At 47.9% G+C, this 16227-nt stretch carries 13 protein-coding genes; 9 read left to right on the forward strand and 4 right to left on the reverse strand.

All coding sequences use genetic code 11. The annotated features are described in order from the left end of the window. Positions 1 to 168: 168 nt before the first annotated feature. Positions 169 to 1653, reverse strand: a complete 1485-nt coding sequence (locus AELLOGFF_RS03140; protein ID WP_200842592.1) for an FAD-dependent oxidoreductase — start codon at positions 1651 to 1653, stop codon at positions 169 to 171. A gap of 358 nt (positions 1654 to 2011) precedes the next feature. Here AELLOGFF_RS03140 and fabV point away from each other — a divergent pair, with 358 nt between their 5' ends. Continuing rightward, entirely contained in the window at positions 2012 to 3202 is a 1191-nt protein-coding gene (gene fabV, locus AELLOGFF_RS03145) for an enoyl-ACP reductase FabV (protein ID WP_159267303.1), read from the forward strand. A 228-nt stretch (positions 3203 to 3430) separates the two neighbouring features. Next, positions 3431 to 4780 carry an MATE family efflux transporter gene (locus AELLOGFF_RS03150; protein ID WP_159267304.1) on the forward strand — a complete coding sequence of 450 codons (1350 nt, stop codon included), beginning with the start codon at positions 3431 to 3433 and terminating at the stop codon, positions 4778 to 4780. Here the strand turns inward: AELLOGFF_RS03150 and AELLOGFF_RS03155 are convergent. Continuing rightward, positions 4716 to 6062 (reverse strand): sterol desaturase family protein, encoded by a 1347-nt coding sequence (locus AELLOGFF_RS03155; protein WP_159267305.1) that lies wholly within the window; start codon positions 6060 to 6062, stop codon positions 4716 to 4718. The genes AELLOGFF_RS03150 and AELLOGFF_RS03155 overlap by 65 nt on opposite strands. A 207-nt stretch (positions 6063 to 6269) precedes the next feature. On the opposite strand from AELLOGFF_RS03155, the gene AELLOGFF_RS03160 reads away from it, so the two are divergent. Next, positions 6270 to 7106, forward strand: coding sequence for an MBL fold metallo-hydrolase (locus tag AELLOGFF_RS03160; RefSeq protein WP_235035514.1), 837 nt, complete (start codon positions 6270 to 6272; stop codon positions 7104 to 7106). Between the two features lie 70 nt (positions 7107 to 7176). On the opposite strand, the gene AELLOGFF_RS03165 is transcribed toward AELLOGFF_RS03160, so the two are convergent. Beyond that, positions 7177 to 9558 (reverse strand): AsmA family protein, encoded by a 2382-nt coding sequence (locus tag AELLOGFF_RS03165; RefSeq protein WP_159267306.1) that lies wholly within the window; start codon positions 9556 to 9558, stop codon positions 7177 to 7179. Positions 9559 to 9772: 214 nt separating this feature from the next. On the opposite strand from AELLOGFF_RS03165, the gene AELLOGFF_RS03170 reads away from it, so the two are divergent. From AELLOGFF_RS03170 to AELLOGFF_RS03185, 4 genes are all read left to right on the forward strand, one after another. Then, positions 9773 to 10630 (forward strand): methylated-DNA--[protein]-cysteine S-methyltransferase, encoded by an 858-nt coding sequence (locus AELLOGFF_RS03170; protein ID WP_235035511.1) that lies wholly within the window; start codon positions 9773 to 9775, stop codon positions 10628 to 10630. Between the two features lie 115 nt (positions 10631 to 10745). After that, positions 10746 to 12356 (forward strand): FadD3 family acyl-CoA ligase, encoded by a 1611-nt coding sequence (locus AELLOGFF_RS03175; RefSeq protein ID WP_159267307.1) that lies wholly within the window; start codon positions 10746 to 10748, stop codon positions 12354 to 12356. Between the two features lie 31 nt (positions 12357 to 12387). Continuing rightward, a complete protein-coding gene (locus AELLOGFF_RS03180; protein WP_159267308.1) occupies positions 12388 to 12891 on the forward strand; it encodes an Lrp/AsnC family transcriptional regulator in 504 nt (167 codons plus the stop codon). A 39-nt stretch (positions 12892 to 12930) separates the two neighbouring features. Then, complete coding sequence (locus AELLOGFF_RS03185; RefSeq protein WP_159267309.1) at positions 12931 to 13401, forward strand: Lrp/AsnC family transcriptional regulator; 471 nt, start codon at positions 12931 to 12933, stop codon at positions 13399 to 13401. Positions 13402 to 13424: 23 nt separating this feature from the next. On the opposite strand, the gene AELLOGFF_RS03190 is transcribed toward AELLOGFF_RS03185, so the two are convergent. Beyond that, positions 13425 to 14639 (reverse strand): hypothetical protein, encoded by a 1215-nt coding sequence (locus AELLOGFF_RS03190; protein WP_159267310.1) that lies wholly within the window; start codon positions 14637 to 14639, stop codon positions 13425 to 13427. 159 nt (positions 14640 to 14798) lie between these two features. Between AELLOGFF_RS03190 and AELLOGFF_RS03195 the strand changes: the two genes are divergently transcribed. Both AELLOGFF_RS03195 and AELLOGFF_RS03200 read left to right on the forward strand, forming a co-directional pair. Continuing rightward, on the forward strand, positions 14799 to 15314 hold the full coding sequence (locus AELLOGFF_RS03195; protein WP_159267311.1) for an RDD family protein: 516 nt from the start codon (positions 14799 to 14801) through the stop codon (positions 15312 to 15314). 299 nt (positions 15315 to 15613) lie between these two features. After that, positions 15614 to 16204, forward strand: coding sequence for a hypothetical protein (locus AELLOGFF_RS03200; RefSeq protein ID WP_159267312.1), 591 nt, complete (start codon positions 15614 to 15616; stop codon positions 16202 to 16204). Positions 16205 to 16227 lie beyond the last annotated feature (23 nt).

A 16227-nucleotide genomic window follows, 5' to 3' on the forward strand; every position in this document is an offset into this window, starting at 1 on the left:
CTTTAAATTGGCATCTGGCGGTCGCTGTGTGGCAGAGCAATCTGCAGCATAGCAAGCGTATTGTTGCTGCTTTTAGTAGAGGAGGCTATTGATAGTTGTACCTATTGAGGCGGGCTAGAACTTTCTTCTTGAGCTAGCCCGCTTAAATAAAATTGAGGGTATTTCGGCTTAGTTGCCTGCCGCACTTTTTCCTGCAAGCCGACCAAAATAGGTTACGTCACCTACCGACATGCCACTGGCATAGCCTGAGGCTGTGCGCGGAATACCCGCGGTAGTGCGGCCGGCAGCAAATAATCCTTTGATGATATTGCGCTCTGGGGTAAGTACTTGGCCATCTACCGTGGTGTCTAAGCCACCTAGGGTGAAGAAGGGGTAGAAGGTGCCCCGCCCCAATGTGCAATCTAGTGCAACAAAGGGTGGGGTGAGCGGGCGTAACCAAGCCTCGCTTTTATGAAAATAAGGGTCTTCGCCGCTGGCGGCATGGCGGTTATACGTTTCGAGGGTGTGCTGTAAGCTCGATTCGGGTAGGGCTAGTTCTTGCTCAAGTTCGGCAATGGTGTCACCTGTGCCTGCCACTGTAGCGCCTAGGTAGCTCATTTTCTCGTAATCACCGTAGCCCTCAAGGTCGGTAATAAAGTAAATGCGGGATGAGTTTCGTTGCGCAATAAGTGCGTTATAGCCCACACGGCCGTGATAGCAGTCTTCGTTTATGAAGCGCTGAGCTTTATCGTTAATCAAAATGCCATAGGTCAGCGATGACGGAGGATAGTAGGGCAGGCTGACAAAGCATTCGTGCATATTGGTGGTTCCGGCACCCACACCCATACCCATCAGAATGCCACTGCCCGTGTCGCCAGAATTGCCAATGGGGATAAGGCCGCAGTCAAACGTGGGAGCATATTTCTTTAGCATCTCTTCGTTCATGCAGAATCCACCAGCACATAAAATCACACCTTTGCGTGCTCGAATGCATTTTTCCTGCTGATCAATTCTAACAATTACCCCTTCTACTTCACCGTTATCGTTTACGATTAAACTTAAGGCGCGACTGTCGTAGTGAATATCTACGCCTCGCTGCTCAACCGCCTCGGTCAGTATTTTCATTAGCAAGGGGCCGCCGTTATCACCTTCTACTTGCAGATTGTGGCCACGGGGAACGGGGCTAGCGTGCTCAGTAAATGGGTGCGCCTTTTCGTTGCCAGTAAAGAGCAGGCAATCGTCGGTAAGCGCCATGATGGCGCGTTCCTTGAGTTCGCTTAATTTGAAAGGAACCCCTAAGCCAGTGAGCCAGTGATAGTGGCCCACACTGTTTTCGCAGTAGTGACCAATTTTTTCATCATCAGCCTGATTTCCAAAGCAGGCTTTTAAGTAGTTGACCATATTTTGGGTATCATCGTGATAGCCACAGGCCTGTTGTACCGGTGTGCCACCATTGCCACCCATATAGATTTCAGCACTAGAGAGGGCGGTAGAGCCGCCGCTGGCACTTGCCAATTCAAAAATACAGACTTTACTGCCAGCATCAGCAGCCTCAATTGCGGCAGAGGCTCCTGCGCCCCCAAAGCCAATAATGGCAACGTCGGTTTCGATGTCCCAATGTGTAATGTCTTTGCTGTTACGGGGCTTGGTTGCGGCGGTTTTGTCGGTAGCCATGATAAATCCTATTTGTTATATGTTTCTTTCTGATGTGGCTGCTTATTGTCGCAGGCGCTATATCGCCTTTGGGCGAAGTCTCACCAAGGGCGTGGGAGGGGTTAGGCGGCTGATTTTGATCTTATTTCGGTAGATTTTATTTGAATTAAAAACCTCACAGCATCCGTTAAACGGATTATGTTGTATAAGGAATGAAATTTGCTCCGAGCATGCTGTAACATCGGCGGAATAAACAAACACAGCGATAGCCTATCGTGTTTACAATGTTGACGCTGAATATTAGTGCCGGCAGGCAAGGCTGGTTATAATGCCCGCCACGCAAAAAATACTCTTAATTTATTCGGAGCAGGAATTCCCTATGATCATCAAGCCTCGTGTGCGCGGATTTATGTGTGTTACAACTCATCCAGTGGGCTGTGAGGCCAACGTCAGCCAGCAAATTGACTACGTCAAAGCGCAGGGTGCTATCCCCAATGGCCCCAAGAGAGTGCTGGTGATTGGCGCCTCTACGGGATATGGCTTGGCCTCTCGGATTAGTGCTGCCTTTGGTGCCGGTGCATCAACACTAGGTATTTTCTTTGAAAAAGAAGGTAGCGAGAAAAAGCCTGGCACAGCGGGTTGGTATAACTCGGCTGCGTTCCACAAGTTTGCAGACGCGGAAGGGATTTACGCAAAAAGCATCAATGGTGACGCCTTCTCAGATGCGATTAAAGAAAAAACCATTGCAGAAATTAAAGCCGATTTAGGACAGGTAGACTTGGTTGTTTACAGCCTGGCCTCGCCTCGTCGTCAACATCCTAAGACCGGTGAAGTGTTTAATTCAACGTTAAAGCCCATCGGTAAAGACGTAACCCAGCGCGGTGTGAATACTGATAAAGAGACCATTGAAAATTTCACCTTAACGGCGGCCAGCGACGAAGAGATTAACAACACGGTTGCGGTCATGGGGGGTGAAGATTGGCAGATGTGGATTGACGCCCTTGATAGTGCTGGGGTATTGGCAGATGGCGCTAAGACGACAGCCTATACTTACCTTGGTGACAAACTCACTTGGGATATTTACTGGCACGGTACCATTGGTGCGGCCAAAAAAGATTTAGATAAGCGAGTAATTAGTATTCGTGAGAAGCTAGCGGCTACCGGCGGCGATGCACGTGTGTCGGTGTTAAAGGCGGTGGTAACACAGGCAAGCTCTGCGATTCCCGTCATGCCGCTGTATTTGGCTTTGTTATTTAAAGCCATGAAGGCAGATGGCAGTCATGAAGGTTGTATAGAACAGGTGTACGGCTTGTTTAAAAATAGTCTTTATGGTGATGAGCCAATTAAAGATGAGGAAGGTCGTTTACGCGCCGATGGTTTAGAAATGCGGCCAGAAATTCAGGCTGCGGTTGCGCAAATGTGGGATGATGTCACCACTGAAAACCTACTGGCAAGCACCGATTTTGCGGGCTATAAACGCGAGTTTCTGCGCTTGTTCGGTTTTGAAATTGACGGTGTTGACTACGAGGCAGACGTTAACCCTGTTGTTGAAATTAAGAATATGGCCTAAGTCTATTTTGGCTTAGCGGTCTGTTCGGTTTTAAAAAGGAAGCAGTTGCTTCCTTTTTTTATTACTCCTCAATGGTGATTTTCTAGCTGATTAGACCTTCGCTTGATAGTGACGTGCAGGCAGTGGCGAGATCTTTCAGGGCTTGTGGGGAACCGTGGCTATCGCTAAATATTTGCGACATGGGCTGGGCTAAGCTAGAGTGTGGCGGTTTTTTACATCGGTAATTTCATGTCTGTTACACCCCGTCAGGAACTGCGACACCAGCTTCAGTTAGCGCTGCCAATATTTGGTGGCCAATTGGCGCAGTCTGCCAATGGCTTTGTAGACACAGTGATGGCAGGCAGGGTGTCGGCGCTAGACTTAGCCGCAGTGGCCGTCGGTGCCAGTATCTGGGTGCCGGTGTTTCTGTTTATGACCGGCATGTTAATGAGTGCCACCTCGGTATTAGCGCGGCATGTGGGTGGCAATCAGTTAGAACGCATAAATCCTCTGATGCACCAAGTGATAATGGTTGCCTTGGTCGTTGGCTCTTTGTCTGTTGTGGTGCTCTGCAATACTGCGCCACTGCTCGCTTGGATGGATGTCGATCCCACCATGCGACCGATGGTTGTCGATTACTTGTTTGGCCTGAGTTGGGGTATGCCGGCTATTGCGATTGTGCTGGCACTGCGCAGTTATACTGAAGCCATGAGCCACACCCGACCAGTTTTGATCATTAGCGTTGTCGGCTTACTGGCCAATATTCCAATTAACTACGTCCTAATTTACGGAAAACTCGGTATTCCCGCGATGGGTGGGGTTGGCTGTGGCTGGGCAACGGCCATTGTGATGTGGATTATGGCGATACTCATGTTGCTTTATGTGCATCGTCATCGTGCGTATCGCCAGGCACGCTTATCTCTGCGGCCATGGCATTGGGAGCCGAAAACAACGTTCTATTTAGTTAGGCTTGGATTGCCTGTTGGCTTAACCATTTTCTTTGAAGTCAGTGTGTTTTGCATCATCGCATTATTGATTAGTCAATCTGGCGCAGAGATCGTGGCTGGCCACCAACTTGCCCTTAATTTTACCTCTTTGGTGTTTATGTTGCCGTTGAGTTTTGCGCTAGCCGCGACAGCTCGTGTCGGTCACGCCCGGGGTAGAAAAGATGAGCCAGGGTTGCGTACAGCGATTGCGGTTGCCTTTAAAATGACCCTCGTCATTGGCGTTTTAATGGTGACTTTGCTTGTTACGGGGCGTCATTGGATTCCGTTGATTTACACCGACAATGTCGAAGTCATCGCATTAGCGAGTTATTTGTTGCTGTTTGCGGCTTTGTATCAAATATCTGATGCAATACAGGTCACTGCCAACGGTTGTCTGCGCGGATTTGAAGACACAACTGTTCCTATGCTGCTGACGCTATTTGCCTACTGGGGAGTGGGTTTGCCCTTGGGGTATGTGCTGGCAACGACGAATTCACTGGTCACCGCAATGGGCCCCAGCGGGTTTTGGTTGGGTTTATTTGCCGGCCTCAGCTCTGCGGCCCTGTTACTGGCTTGGCGGCTACGCTGGCGATTGCGTCAGCCGGTGCACTAAACGTAAAGTTTTTAATCGTGGCAGGGTTAGGGGTGGCTTGTTCCTGCCGAATTTTATTAGATTTAATGGCAAAATCAGTACTGAGTGTTGGCGTATAGGACGATGAGCCAATAACAATACGCCATTTTTCTCGCCAGCTCGGATTGCGATAAAGTTCATTACAAATTTGGGCAAGGCCGGCCAGTGTTAGCCTTATTGGGTTCATATGTAATTCGGGTTGGCCGCTTAGACCAGCTCGTGGTGTTTTTGCGCTAAGCGGGCAGTAGGTGCCAAAGACTATATCCCAAATAAACAGAGGCCCGCCGCCGATGTTAACGAGGTTCACCGCGCCGCTACGCCCACAGTGCTCTGGTTCTGAGGAGTGGTGCATATAGTGATATACGCCGCCGCCCGAGATAAAGCTAGCTAGGCGAATGAGCTGGTTGCGAGAGGCTATTTGATAGAGTGCCGTGTGATGACCGAAAATTTCCGGTATCAAAATCAGGCAATTGAAAATAATGACCTCGGTGTAAAGTGGCTCACTGCTAAACAGCTTGGTACAGGCACCAAATATCAAATTGTAAGGCAGAATAATAAAGAAAAATAACGGCAGTGCGGTGAACACGGCCATGGTTGTCGACTGCATTAGCGCCGGTGTCATATGGTGAGGGCGATGAAACAGAAGCCATAATATACGCTGGGTGTGGCCTAGACGGTGAAACCAATAATGAAAAAAACCACTGATAATGGCAATCATCAACACGGCAATTGGCGCCGGTGCGTTAATCAGGGTAGGTACGTGGTTCACTACTAGCTGGTTGGCAAGTCGTACATTGTGGTCAATCCACTGCCAGCCAAGATTGAAATCTAAGCCGGATACCCAGAATAGTGTCGCCAAGGCAAACAACAATAAGGGGATGGTAAGGGTGCTAAATAAATTGCACAGGAAAAAAACGATAATCCATTTTATTGGATAGGCGCTGCCTTCTTCACGTTCAAATAGAAAATACCCCGCCAGCATGACCAGCAGGCGAAAGCTAACGGTGACGCATAATAGTGCTATTAGGGCATACCACAGCGAAGGGTTTTGTGAATGCAGAGCCTGTAAACTAGTTATTAGCGGTTGAAAGCTGACGTTGTCGCCAAGACCTGGGCCTAGATAGGGGCCAAGATGTAATAGCTGTAAAAAACCTATGCTATAACCAATGATGAATATCACTACAAAAGCACTGGTGACCTTTCGGTAGCGCTCGTTAATATCGGGCACTTCAGAGTGAAAGAGAAAATGTAAAAGTTTCTTCATCGCCTTGTCCGCGTTTTTAGTGTTTCCCTGCACTAATAAAATGGTTATGGATTACATTGATGTCACAATACAGTATTTTTGAGTAATAGTGGAGGGCTTCTTTCCCGTTATGCGAACTGCCGCAAGCCAAGGGTTTTCTGCCTAGCTACTTGCTTCCCTGAGTCTGCGCTTTTACTCTGGCAACATTTTATTAATGAGAATGACGTTATGTTGGTCGCTGGAGTTTTAGATACCCTCTTGGCGGGGGTGCATCGTATTGTTGCCCCTAATCCCAGTGTGATGACGGGACCGGGCACAAATACTTATTTATTGGGTAATAAACGGATTACCGTACTCGACCCTGGGCCGGCTATTCCTGTACATATTGAGGCTATAGAAGCGGGGGTGGCGCAATTGGGTGGTGTGATTGAGCGCATAGTAACCACTCACACACATCCAGATCACTCTCCGGGGGCAGCGGCCTTACAGGCGCGTTTCAAGGTGCCTGTAATCGGAGCTGAAATAGCGGATGATGGGCATCAAGATACTAGCTTTGCACCAACTCACGGACTGAGCCACGACGACTGTTTTGATGTTGACGGTGGCGTGTTACGTGCCATCCATACACCGGGTCATGTTGGCAATCACTTCTGTTTTTTTCATGAGCCCAGCGGCACGATGTTTACCGGTGATCATATAATGCAGGGGTCCACTGTGGTCATTATTCCGCCGGCAGGGGATATGGCTGACTACATTGCGTCATTACGCTTATTATTAAATTATCCTCTGAAGTTTCTCGCTCCCGGCCACGGCACCTTAATTGAGACACCGGTTGAGGAGGTGGAGGGCTTAATTGCCCATCGGCAATCTAGAGAAGATAAGGTGTGGGCCGCGCTTAAAGACGTTCAGCGCGGCGACCTTGATGCACTTGTGCGGGTGGCCTATCAAGATGTTGATGAGGCTATTCACCCCATTGCCAAGTTATCGCTGTGGGCGCATTTACTAAAGTTAGAGAAAGAGTCCTCTGCAAAGCAAGACAATGGTCAGTGGGAGTTGATCTCTTAAGGTTCGTACTGTTTTAGCTTGCAGATATGGGCGGCGCGAGGCCGCCCAGCTACGTTGTGTTAAGGCAGAATTATTTATTAAAAAATTGATTGAATAGCTGTTTGGCTGCCTCGCCGTTTTCACCCCCCATTTTTTTATCAATGAGTTCTTTTGCCTTTTCGTTGATTTTCTCTTTCGCTTTTTCTTTGGCAATATCTTCAATCACCCGAAAATCTGGCAGACAACTCGTTGCGCCAACGCTGTCGAAAGCGGCTTTGCAACGAATGGGGATGTCGCGGTTGAGTAGTTTTTCGTTGTTGATTTTACAGGCCATCTCATTTTGATCAGCCTGAGCAAGGCGTGTGCTTATAACCACGTCAAAACTGTCGTCATTCAAATTGATCTTACCGTTGCCGCTTAATACGAGCTTGGTAACGCCGGAGCTTAATGTTTCAATTTTGGCGACGCCATCTTTAATAGTGATTTTTGTTGTGGTGTCTTTTAAATCACTAAACATCGGCCAGTCTGTCGCGTCAAAGGTTTCCTGCTGAAACTTAGCTACCAACTGACAAAAGGCTTTTTCAATATTCATATTACTAAGGCGAAGCTCCTGTGCGCTTAGCTCTATATTGCCATTGAGTTGTTTTTTTAAGCCGGCCACGGTATTGCCGCTCGTGTTTAAATTAAAACTAACATCGCTAATCCCTGATAGCTGCTCAATTGCCGCCGCGTCTTTGAGTACTTTTCCAAGGGGGAGTTGTTTGCTGCTGCCCTTCATTAACATCCGCGCTTCTGTTGGTCTGCTGTCGAGCTGGGCATCAAGGGTAAACGGGCTGTCGTACACCGAGCCGCTGAGAGGGCTGATTGAGCTAACACCATTTTTAGTATTCAGTTGCAGTAATAGGTCTGTAAAGGGAAGCTGATTTGCGGTTAGCGCGCCAATTTGTACTTTGGCATCTACATCTAAACTGTTTAAAAGTTCTCTAGGTATTGGGACTTCTGTGTCTCCCGCTGGTGAAGGAGTTTCAGCTTGTTTAGTTGTAGTCTCTTGTTTGCTTTCTTCTACAGGGGGCAGGTAGTGATCAAGATTGATGTTGTCGATGTTCAACGCCAGTTTGATTGCTTGGCTATCTCCTAAGCCGACACTTGCATTACCGCTAATGATGCTGCTATCTAGTGTTGTTCGCAGCTTGGAGACGTTGATGCGCTTGTCATCGCCACTAATCGTGACCTCAGCACCTACTTTACTCAGGGCGTTGGGCTCGGCCATAGCAGGTAATTCTACACCAAGGGTATTCGCCACTTTTTTAAGATTGCTTGGCAGCAGCGTTAATGTGGTTTGGTAGCCAAGCGGACTCAAGGTGGCATTGGCGCCGCCGTTTAGGGTCATTGTTTCATTGCCCACTTGGGCTGTTAGTTTTAGATCGCTGACGTTAACGGCATTTAAATCCTCATCAATGCGTAAACCACTGTTTAGCTTAAGCTGGGTGTCGATGGGAGCTTGTGTGGTGGCGCTATAACGGATGCCGGTACTTAAGGTGATGGTGCTGACTTCGCCACCAGGAATGACACTGCCATTCAGACTCAAAGCGCTAATCTCAATGTCACTTCCATCGCTACCTGCATAGCGAATGTCGGTGTCAATCAAGCTCAGCTTTGGTAGGCGCCATACGACGGTGTCGCCCAGTTTTAGTTCGGCGCCCACGTTTAATTCGCTATTTACCGATAGCGTGGCGAGTTCATTTTTTTGCTCAAGGCTTAGGTTTAGCGTGCTGTCATCAATAACAATATCGTTGAAATCGCTATTGACGGTAATGAGACTGTTGAGGTGAATACTCGCCTCGACGGATTGCTGTGAGTCAGTAAACCGTATGTCGCTTTCTAGCTCTAGGGGAAAGGCCTGGCTATTAAGTTGAATATCTGAGCCGCTAAGCGACAAACCGTCTAGTTCGATGTGCTGTCCAGTTTGCTTGTTTGAGTAAATAATTTGGCTGTTGCTTAGGGCTAATTTGGCAATGGCTAGCTGCAGGGGTTGGCTGCCGGTGTCAGCCGGCGTTGGTGTTTCTGGTGTGTTGCTGTCTTGCTTGCCAATACTTGTCCAGTTTCCTTTTCCGTTCTCGTCGACGCTGAGTGAGGCCTTAACGCCCACCAGACTAATACCCTGAACAATAATATCCTTGTTCAGTAACGGCATTAATGCGACTGATAATTGGGCTTGTTCAAAGCGCATAATCTCAGCGTCGTCTTTGGGTGCGACACTGGCGCCGTTAATGACTATTTGAATATTGGGCCAGACTTGCCATGCTAGGTCGCCCTCGAGTTTCAGCGTAAGTCCTTGCTCGGCGGCAAGTGCCTCAATGTCATCTTTAAAAATATTGGGGTCTATCCAAAATGCCAGTGATGCCGCAGCGAGTACGGCAACAAGAACAACGCTGACAATAGTAATGATGGCGTATTTTAAGGCGCGGCCCATTGTCTTCTCCAATAATTGAGTGGTATTTCTTTACTGCAAATGCAATGTTAAAGGTAGCTATGCGACGGAAAATTCACGTTAATGTGACTGTGTGTTTAAACTTACTCCGCCCAGCGCTTGTGAGCAAGAATCGGGTGGTATTGAAGAAGAACGAACGGCACAATTCTAGCCAAGCCACTACTCTAGCCAAACCACTACATTAGTTTGAAGGTTTATGAACTCGACAATAGAACAACAACATAATTATCAGCGAGTCGCTAGTGCTATTGCTTTTTTGAGTGAGCATCAGCAAGCCCAGCCCAGTTTGTCGGCGTTAGCTGCCCATGTTGGGGTGAGTGAAAGCCATTTGCAGCGCATATTTACTGAATGGGCCGGGGTGTCGCCAAAACAGTTTTTGCAGTTTCTCACTAAACAAAGTGCGAAACGCTTGTTGCGAACGAGTACAGTGATGGACAGCGCACTTGCGTGTGGTCTGAGCGGTAGCGGCCGACTGCACGATTTAATGATTAAGACTGAGCGAGTTACCCCCGGCGAATATCGCAATAGGGGTGAGGGCTTGCAGATCTATTATGGGTGTTGCCCATCCGCTTTTGGTGGCTGTTTCATTGCTGTAAATAAGCGTGGCGTGTGTAAATTAGCTTTCTTTGATACTGCAGAAGATGAGGCAGGCTTACTTACCGAGCTGGCGAGCGAATGGTCAGCAGCAGAGTTAGTCAGGGATAACGAAAAAGCGGCGCAGTGGTATCAAGCTATGTTTGCGCCAAAACCAGATAAAGAGCGTCAAGAAATCACCGTGCTGCTCAAGGGCAGCGAATTTCAAATGAAGGTCTGGGAGGCCTTATTGGCTATTCCGGTAGGCGAGGTTTGCTCGTATCAACAGCTGGCTGGGGCGATGGGTTCACCCTCGTCAACGCGGGCAGTCGCCTCTGCCATTGCGCGTAATAATATCGCGTACTTGATTCCCTGCCATCGCGTCATACGAGGTACGGGTGAGTTTAGTCAGTATCGTTGGGGGGCGAGGCGAAAGCAGGCGATGCTTTTGTGGGAGAGTGGGGATGGTTATCGCACTTAATCTTGATTACGCGTAATTAAATACACAAAAAAATACGCATTTCACTTGTTGTGCTGAAGGTGAGCTTCTAAACTTGGCGTTACTAATGCCAGTTGTCCCTAGGAACTTGCTTGATATGTTATTGGAACCAGCCACTTCATTTCCTGATATGCCCCTCACGTTACCGCGTTTGTTTGGTTGGGCTGCCCAGCAATTTGGCGATAAGGCCGCAATTGGTGAGCAGACTGGAAATATCTCGTATACCGAATTAAATGATGCCCGACGGCAGGCCGCCAAGGCATTTTATGCCATTGGTGTACGTCACGGTGATCGTGTTGCTATCTGGGCGCCAAATAGCGCCGAGTGGATCGTCGCGGCGGCAGGGTTGCAATCGGTGGGTGCCATACTGGTTCCCTTAAATACCCGATTACAAGAAAGCGAAGCAGCGGATATTTTGCATAGAGCGGGCGTCACTGTGTTAGTGACCACCGCTGAGTTTAGGCGTGCAGCGCCAAAATTGGTTGATAAGCTGACATCTGTGAATCACTGTATTTTGTTACCGGCATCATCCGAGCCAAGCGCTATTAAAGAGGAAATAAGCTGGGCGGATTTTCTTGCGCTGGCTGAGCAAACTGACAATGCTCAGTTCATTGCCATCGAGCGGGCAGTAAACCCCCATGATAGTGCCGATATGTTGTTTACCTCAGGTACGACGGGCAAAGCCAAGGGCGTGTTATGCAGTCACGAGCAAAATATACGGGTATTTCAAACTTGGAGCGCGACGGTGGGGCTGCGCAGCGACGACAATTATTTAATCATTAATCCTTTTTTCCACTCATTTGGTTACAAAGCGGGTTGGCTGGCGGCCATTATTTGTGGCGCCACTATTCTGCCTATGGCGAAATTCGACAAGCAATCAGTGATGGAGGCCATTCAGCGCGACAAAGTCACCATGCTGCCGGGTGCGCCGTCTTTGTATGAGATGTTGTTGGCTGATGACAGCCGCCATAATTATGACTTGTCCAGTTTGCGTTTAGGTGTGACCGGTGCCGCATCGGTGCCGGTACAGTTGGTGCGCGATATGCGCAGTGAACTTGGTTTTGAAACGGTTGTGACCGCCTATGGCCTTACTGAATCTACCGGCGTGGTGACAATATGTCGGCCTGATGACGATGCAGAAATTATTGCCTCTACCTCTGGTCGTGCTATCGATGGCGTAGACGTAAAATGCGCCGACCCCAACACCGGCATCGAAGTTGAACGTGGCTGCGAAGGCGAAGTTTGGGTGCGGGGTTACAATGTCATGCAAGCTTATTTTGATATGCCCGAAGCCACCGCAGACGCTATTACCGCCGATGGCTGGTTAAAAACGGGTGACATCGGCGTGATGGATGCGCAAGGATATTTGCGCATCACTGATCGCTTAAAAGATATGTACATTATGAATGGCGAAAATGTGTATCCCGCCGAAGTTGAAAAAGTCCTTTACGGTTTATCGGGGGTGGCACAAGTCGCGGTGATTGGGGTGCCCAAAGTACCACAGGGCGAGGTGGGCATGGCCTTTGTTGTGCGTAAGCCAGATAGCAAGTTAGACGTTGATAGCGTAAGAACATTTTGTGGTAGTCAGCTTGCCTCATATAAAGTGCCTTATTACGTCGAGTTTGTTGACGCTCTACCTTTAAACGCGTCTGGCAAAGTCGTAAAAACCGAGCTTAAGACAATCGCGGCAGACCGCTTAAACAGTTAATTCCTAGGCATATAAAAAGCCGGAGCAAGAGATGACAGTATTTAGTGACGGTGACCATTTACGTCCCGCACCCTCCCAGCATATGGATGAAGTAGATCATCGCATTGTGGCGCATTTACGTCGCGACGGTCGTATGCCCTATAAAACCTTGGCCAATGAATTAAACCTCACTGAAGCGACGGTGCGATCGCGAGTGAAACGGCTTGAAGAGGGCGACAGCCTGCGCGTGGTTGCCGTGACAGATTATGAGGCCGTGGGTTATACCATGATGTTGGCAGTGGGTATTCAGGTAGAGGGCAGGGCTGCCGATGTGGTGGCTGAAGACTTAGCTCAATTCGACGAGGTATTCTCGGTATGCCAGGTGATTGGCACCCTAGATATTGAAACCCTCGCCGTGGCCCGTGATCAAGAGCATTTATCTGAATTACTGCTGCGCCTTGGCGAGGTGCCGGGGGTAAGAAAATTAGAGCCTTCTATCGCCTTAGACGTGTTAAAAAATCAATCCAATTGGGTGCCATTTGGGCATGCCGTATAAGGCAGTGTTTTCAAGAAACCGAGAGAAGGAAAATGCCCAGTGGCAAAAAAACTATTAGATGAGCAAGACCGCAATATTTTAGATGGCTTGGCCAAAGACGCCCGCATCAGTAATCGCAAAATTGCCGCCGATTTAGGTATTACCGAAGGCACCGTGCGCAGCCGAATCAAGCGTATGGAAAATGAAGGTCAGGTGCGTATTACCGCCATGACCAATATTGCTCGCCTGCGCAATCCCACGCTGGCGTATATTTGGGTTGAAGTAGAGCGCAGCGCTCAATGCGACGACGTTGCCAAGCAGCTAGCCGAGGTGCCAGAAATTGGCTTTGTGGGCAAAATGCTGGGCCGTTTTGACATATTGGCCATCACCCTAGTGCAGGATAATGCGGAATTAGCGCGGTTTTTACACAGTAAAATTACTGGTTTGAGCGGTGTGCGTCGTACTGAGTGTTCACTGGGCGTGAATTTTGTAAAACATGATTACCGAATGAGTCGTATTGTTGATGCTTAAGCCCTAAGCTTTAAGCATCGTATTTAAAAGACCATCCACAGCGGATTATTCTCGTCGCCTAATGCCCCTAAATACTGGCGTTCAACAAACTTGCCCTCGGCATTTTTTAAGGGATCGGTTTCAATTTCTGCGTAAAGCGTGAAGGGCGCGTCGCGGTGCAGGCCAGCCTCGGCCAATAAAATTGCCGCCTCATATTGGCGATGACCGCTACGCATAGACGACGTGCCGTAGGCGTGTCGGTATAGCCCCCAATCGTTAATCGCGTATTTTTTCCAGCGTTCTTCATTATTTTGTGGCGGCTTGCCTTGCCAGCGGAACGTCGTTTGCCTAATGCTGGTGACGCCGCTGCTGCGGCCAATGTGAATGCGTTCATTCACTAAATTCGGCGTTAATCCAGCATGAAAATAGACCCGCAGCTGGTCGTAGCCCTTAGCGCTTTTTTCTTGAGGAGCGTCACAGGCAATAAAAAGCCACTGTCCGTCGGTTTTAAAGTAGAGCACTGTTTGTGATGCCTCATCGACGACCAAGGCTGTGGCGTCGTCCCATTCGCCTTTGTCGATTACGCCATCTAAGTTGGCTTGATGTTCGCTGAATTGGATACGATTTGGTGTAATGCCAGCGTCAGCGATACGACTTTGGGCAAGATTGCTGCGCGCCGTTTTAATTTTGCGTTCAATACCGCTGCTGTCGTAACTACTGCTTTTAGAGGAGCTTTTGCGGCGAATATACGATGTTTTGCTCAGCTTGGTTTGGTAAAGGCTGTCAAAACTGTCACCGGCAGCCAAGATGTCGGTATTTATACTGGGCTTAATATCACGGGGCAGTGAAATAGATTTGGGCCTACCTTGAGTGCTTGCTGTATTTTGAGTTGGTTGCGCGACTTGTGTGGTTTGCACTTTTTGTCGCGGCGATGACGCAGGGCTATCTCGAAGAACAAAATAATAAATGATCCCTGCAAAGATTAAGGTATCTACCAAAAAAAACATCGCCAGAAACGATTTGTTAAAACCGAATGTTTTGGGTTTTGAGTTAGGTAAAACCCCTGTGTCTTGTGGTAAGTCATCATTAAAATACCAAGGCTTTTGCTTTTTGAGGGTGACAAGTATTTTTTCGACCTCGGCCTTGGCGTGACTTAAATCGCAGCTGGTCGCTTCGCGATACAGCTTAATCGCCTCTATTTTCTGACCCTTGGTCAGTGCTTTTTCAATGTCGTAGGCTTGTAGCGCAGTTAATGCCATTATAACGTTCCCTATTGTATGGGCTTATTGCCTAAGCTTACTTTGGTCGTACTGCGTTTGGCTTGTGAAACTTGCAGTGCAAGGCCGTTGTCTTTAGCGTGACGAACACTTTAAAGCAGTGTATTGGCCAATAGTATATAAAACCATCATGGAGTCATCATGGAAAGCACCACGCAGAGCACCGTACAGCCAGTTGAATACGCCGGATTTTGGATCAGGGTACTGGCGTCTATCATCGATACTTTTCTATTTGGCTTGATCCTGATCCCCATCATTGCCCTGAGCTTTGGTGATGCCCAGTGGACCAGTGTCGAGGGCAACGGCATGCACATGTCCACCATGTCATTTGAAACCCTGCAAGTTCCCGGCAATATCAACCTGTTGCTCAACTACATCTTACCCGCCATCGCGGTACTGGTGTTTTGGATATATAAATCCGCAACCCCCGGGAAAATGGTGCTAAAACTCCGCATTGTCAACGCTAAAACCGGCGAAAAACCCAGCGTCGCCCAGTGGTTAATTCGTTACATTGCCTACTACTTGTCGGCAATGGTATTTATGCTCGGCTTTATCTGGGTAGGGCTAGATCGCCGCAAACAAGGCTGGCATGACAAACTGGCGAATACCGTTGTGATCAGCACCAAAGATAAAGAGCCAGTGCACTTTGGTGGGTGAAATAGCTTAAAGAATGCGTATGTATTAAAGTGACCAAGCTATACGTTCGCATATAAAAGCGCTGTGCTCATATAGTCGACAGCGCTTTGGAGAATGGATTTTAAAACAGAAACATGGGGATATGCGGCAGTGCAGATGACCTCCACCAAAATTACAGCTTCGCATGCTCGTCATGTTGTGATGCGACTGTGTACTAGTACTTGATTTTTCCTTTTTAAATTAATTTTTTCTAGCTATGGTGAATCAGTTTCACTGAGAAAACTGGAATTTTCATATTTTTTAATGTTAGGTAATACGAAATGTATTCACTTGAACAAAGTATTGAGTTTGAATCACAAGCCAATCCACATTCATGGTTTTTGGTGGCTAGCGAACTTCACGAGCAGGCAGAGCTCTTAAAAGAGGAGTGCACATCTAAAATTATACGGCATGACAGAATAAGTGGAAGCTCATTTTCATGGGGTACCTCCAATCGAACCGTGATACTGCTAGCAGGATTTGCATTGGAGAATCTCTTGAAAGGCTTCTTAATTTATGAACATCCAAGCTACGTGAAAAATGGATTTCTTTCAAAGAAACTTCAAACACATAAGCTTACAAAACTTGCCAAAGAATCAACTTATTTGCCTTATAAATCTCAAAGTTATAACACGCTTAAATACTTTGAAGATGGTCTTGAATCTTGGGCTAGGTATCCTTGTGGGTTAAATTGGGCGCAAACTAAAGATCCAAATTTACTCACTAAAAAGGTCTGGAATAACTATCTTTGGTTGGTAGGTGTATACGAAGCACGCTTTAAAAAAATTATGTTAAATGGATGGGAAGGACCACATCATTTTGAGGGCTCATTTGAGATTACGGGAGATTGGTTGCAGAAAAGAAGAAGTTAATGAGGGCAGAGGTATTGATTAAT

Source organism: Zhongshania aliphaticivorans (assembly GCF_902705875.1).
In the GTDB taxonomy this organism is placed as follows: Bacteria; Pseudomonadota; Gammaproteobacteria; order Pseudomonadales; family Spongiibacteraceae; genus Spongiibacter; species Spongiibacter aliphaticivorans_A.